Below are 3,623 nucleotides of genomic sequence, written 5' to 3'. Positions count from 1 at the left end.
TGGCAGGTCGCCGACCACATGCGTACCGAACTCCCGCTGGACGCCCTGGAGATGGCACTGTGGAGACGCCGGATCAAGAAGGACTCCGGCCTCATCCACCATTCGGATCGCGGCAGTCAATATGTGTCTATCCGCTACACCGAGCGGCTGGCAGATGTCGGCGCTTCCGCCTCGGTTGGCTCCGTCGCGGACTCGTATGACAACGCCATGGCCGAGGCCCTCAACGGCACCTTCAAGGCCGAGCTGATCGAGATGCAGGGCCCTTGGCGAGACTTCGAGCAGGTCGAGCGGGCGATCTTCCAGTGGGTGACGTGGTACAACGAGGAACGTCTCCACTCCGCGCTCGGCTATGTACCGCCCGCCGAGTACGAACGCGACTTCCGGCGAAGCCTGGAAGAAGAACCGCAGGCCGCCTGAAACATGACCAGCGGACTCTACGAAACCCGGTTCAGCTCACCGTCCGGTCCTCGGGGCGCCCTGGTCGCTGATTGAAATACGCGGAACGCGTCGCTGTTTACGGAGCTGACGACGGGGTGTCCTACGGGCCGACGTCAAGGAACTCGGCTGCGGGAGGGACGCGTGAGCAAACAGCGGCCCGGATATGGGTCGGTATCGACGCGGGCAAGGGCCATCACTGGGCCGCGGTGGTCGACGAGACCGGCGCGACTCTGTGGTCGAAGAAGATCGAAAATGACGAGTCGGCGATCCTGACCGCACTCGGCGAGATCCTGGACCTGGCCGATGAGGTGCACTGGGCGGTGGACATCTCCAGCAGGTCCTCCGCACTGCTGCTGGCGCTGCTGACAGCCCACGGGCAGCAGCCTGTCTACGTGCCCGGGCGGACGGTCAACCGCATGGCCGGCGCCTACCGGGGCGAGGCCAAGACGGATGCCCGCGACGCCTATGTCATCGCCGAAACCGCCCGCCATCGACGGGACTTCGCCACCCTGGACGTTCCCGCGCAGCTGGCCGCCGACCTCGCGCTCCTGACCGCTCACCGCACCGACCTGGTCACCGACCGGGTGCGGACGGTCAACCGGCTCCGCGACGTGCTCACCGGCATGTTCCCCGCCCTGGAACGAGCCTTCGACTACTCGGCCCGCAAGGGCGCACTGGTGCTGCTCACCGGCTACCAGACCCCGGCCGCTCTCCGCCGACGCGTCGCGGCCCGCCTGACAGCCTGGGTGATCAATCAAGGTGTCCGCGACGCGGACAGTGTGGCCGCCGCGGCTGTGGAAGCGGCCCAGGCCCAGCAGACCGCGCTGCCCGGCGAGGACACCGCTGCACAGATCGTCGCCGATCTGGCTACTCAGATTCTGGCCCTGGACGACCGGCTGAGGCGCATCGACCGGCAGATCCGCGACACATTCCGCACCCACCCCCAGGCCGAGATCATCGAGTCGCTGCCCGGCATGGGCCCCATCCTCGGAGCCGAGTTCGTCGTCGCCGCGGGCGACATGACCGCCTACGCCGACGCCGGCCACCTCGCCTCGGCCGCTGGACTGGTCCCCGTCCCCCGCGATTCCGGCCGCCGCACCGGCACCGCCCCAAGCGCTACAGCCGCCGCCTCCTCAGAGTCTTCTACCTCTCCGCACAGACCAGCATCATCCGCGACGGCCCCAACCGGGACTACTACCTCAAGAAACGCGGCGAGGGCTGCAAACACGTCCAGGCCGTCATCGCCCTCGCACGACGCCGCACCAGCGTGCTGTGGGCCCTCCTACGCGACGACCGGCCATTCACCCCCACCCCACCCATCCCGCAGGCAGCCTGACTCAACCCGCGGCCACAAAGCCAGCAACGTGGCTGAGGCCGGCGGGGCTGCGGCGAGACACACGCGCACCTGATCGGCCGGCGCGCCCGCCGTCGTGGCTGGCTTTCGTCGGCTGAGGCACAGACGACCTCCGCGACGAGCTGCCGCCCTCACGAGTGGAGGGCGGCCACAGCCTTGACTCGGTCATTGAAACTCCCGGCCAAAGTCGCTACGCCGACCTCGTTCACTGCCATCCCCAAGCTAGGGGTATGGGCGTTTTCTGGCCTTTAGTCGGTTCACGCCCTTTCTTTTACAACCCCTTTCAAAAATTCACTCCAGCATTCTTCTGTGAATTTCAGGTTAGCGCCCTTTCTGTGCTTTGAATCACGGACCAACGCTCGTTCGGGCAGACGTGCGACCTCGACACAGGAATCGGTAGGCCCCGACCTTGAGCTCTTCTTGTAGACGGGATCACTCACTTCGCAACCTCGATTTCCAAGAAATGGATGAATTCTCGAACAGGTAACCGCCCCGGCGGACCATGGGCGCAAAAGTCGCGCCGTATGGTTAGCGCCTAATGGCAGCCATTACCCGATTCAACGGCTTCCTGGAGTTGCAGACCGATAGCAGCTCTCGGCGATCGAGGAAAAGTCTCTCTTCCTCTTGGTTTCTGCGGAGTCTATCAATTCCAGCCACCCCGACCTGCTCAAACTCCAATACTGTCTCCCCACCTCCCCCTGGAAGAAGGCGCCTAGGTTGACCCTCAGCTGGGCATCGTTTGCATCTTTGAGGAGGTAGGACGAGAAGTACCAAGAGAAAATAAGATTGGCAAAAAGTAGCTGCCTACGCCTTTCTGCTGAGACTCCAGGAAATGGCATGCCACCCCAGGATTCCTGCAGTGTGGGATCATCCATTGACATAATCACTAGATCTCGGTGGCGCGACCTCATGGCCTCGTCTTGAGTAATCTTGATCTGTCGAGATTGATAGGCAAGTGAAACTGCAATAATGGCGAGGGCGGCAGCCGAGATAATGACGGATATTAACGAGATGATCTGGTTCATGTCGTCCGACCCCCCTTGACGGCCTCTGCCAGGGTTGGCTGCCCGCCCGTTCGGCTCGTTCAAACAATCGCATTTCTGTTCGAAGGCGCTGTTCTCCCCGGGTAGCAAGTACAGCAACGGAGTTACAGAGAATCGACCTGCCTGAACCGACCATGGACCCCCTGGCTCTCATGACCAGCCCGGCAGACCTCAGCAGCCGCTTTGCTCGGAGTTCGCATCGAGGGGCACGCCGCGGCACCCCCGCTCGGGGCCGTCTCTGGGCCGTGCGGGGGTGCTCAACGACGACCAACGCTGACAACCACCGACAGCTAAGTCGCAGGTCGCAGCGTTGATCGATTACGTGGCCGCAGGTCAGAGACCCGGCCCTTCACTTCTTCGGCTACTGGTCGCACAGCCCGCCGCTTGACTCGCCCATTGAAACTCCAGCCCAAAGCCGCTCCACCGACCGCGTACCCAAGGTGCAGGTTGCGGCGAGCACTCCTCGGGTTAGGAAATCGCGGCCGAGATCACAGATTTCACCTCGTGCCGTACGAGTGCAGATGGGTGATGAAGCAATGGAGTCAGCACCTCAATCGATCTTTCAGCCGCCATATTTGAATACCGAAGACCCCTCACTGCCGCCAGCGGGATCCGAACCCCGTCGGATCCGATGGCTCGCGTCAATGCGTGCTCGATCCCGGGCGGAATCGCATCCTCGCAGTCGCCAACCCACAGGGCTTGCGCAAGTTCCCGGGATCGCCCAACTGGCGTGAGAACGCTGCGGGTTGGGGTGGACGATAGAGCGGACACGGGATCCGTGATCATTC

Annotated in this window: 3 protein-coding genes and 1 pseudogene; 2 read left to right on the top strand and 2 right to left on the bottom strand. The window is 63.4% G+C overall.

Annotation, left to right across the window (positions count from 1 at the left end):
• Together ACFZDC_RS41920 and ACFZDC_RS41915 are read left to right on the top strand one after the other, a co-directional pair.
• Positions 1-417, top strand: a 417-nt coding sequence (locus ACFZDC_RS41920; RefSeq protein ID WP_391332354.1) for an integrase core domain-containing protein, incomplete at its 5' end; no start/stop codon positions are given.
• A gap of 182 nt (positions 418-599) precedes the next feature.
• Positions 600-1,774 (top strand): annotated as a pseudogene (locus ACFZDC_RS41915) (IS110 family transposase).
• A gap of 275 nt (positions 1,775-2,049) precedes the next feature.
• Here the strand turns inward: ACFZDC_RS41915 and ACFZDC_RS41910 are convergent.
• Complete coding sequence (locus tag ACFZDC_RS41910; RefSeq protein ID WP_391332353.1) at positions 2,050-2,232, bottom strand: DUF397 domain-containing protein; 183 nt, start codon at positions 2,230-2,232, stop codon at positions 2,050-2,052.
• A gap of 117 nt (positions 2,233-2,349) precedes the next feature.
• Positions 2,350-2,817, bottom strand: coding sequence for a DUF6082 family protein (locus ACFZDC_RS41905; RefSeq protein WP_391332351.1), 468 nt, complete (start codon positions 2,815-2,817; stop codon positions 2,350-2,352).
• Positions 2,818-3,623: the final 806 nt, after the last annotated feature.

Source organism: Streptomyces sp. NPDC007905 (assembly GCF_042959345.1).
GTDB lineage: Bacteria > Actinomycetota > Actinomycetes > Streptomycetales > Streptomycetaceae > Streptomyces.
Note: the sequence above shows the minus strand (reverse complement) of the source record. Positions and strands in the feature narration are given on the sequence as shown.

What these genes read in the sequence shown, in the direction of transcription:
- ACFZDC_RS41905 (WP_391332351.1), bottom strand. Translation starts at nt 2,817, where the DNA reads ATGAACCAGATCATCTCGTTAATATCCGTCATTATCTCGGCTGCCGCC.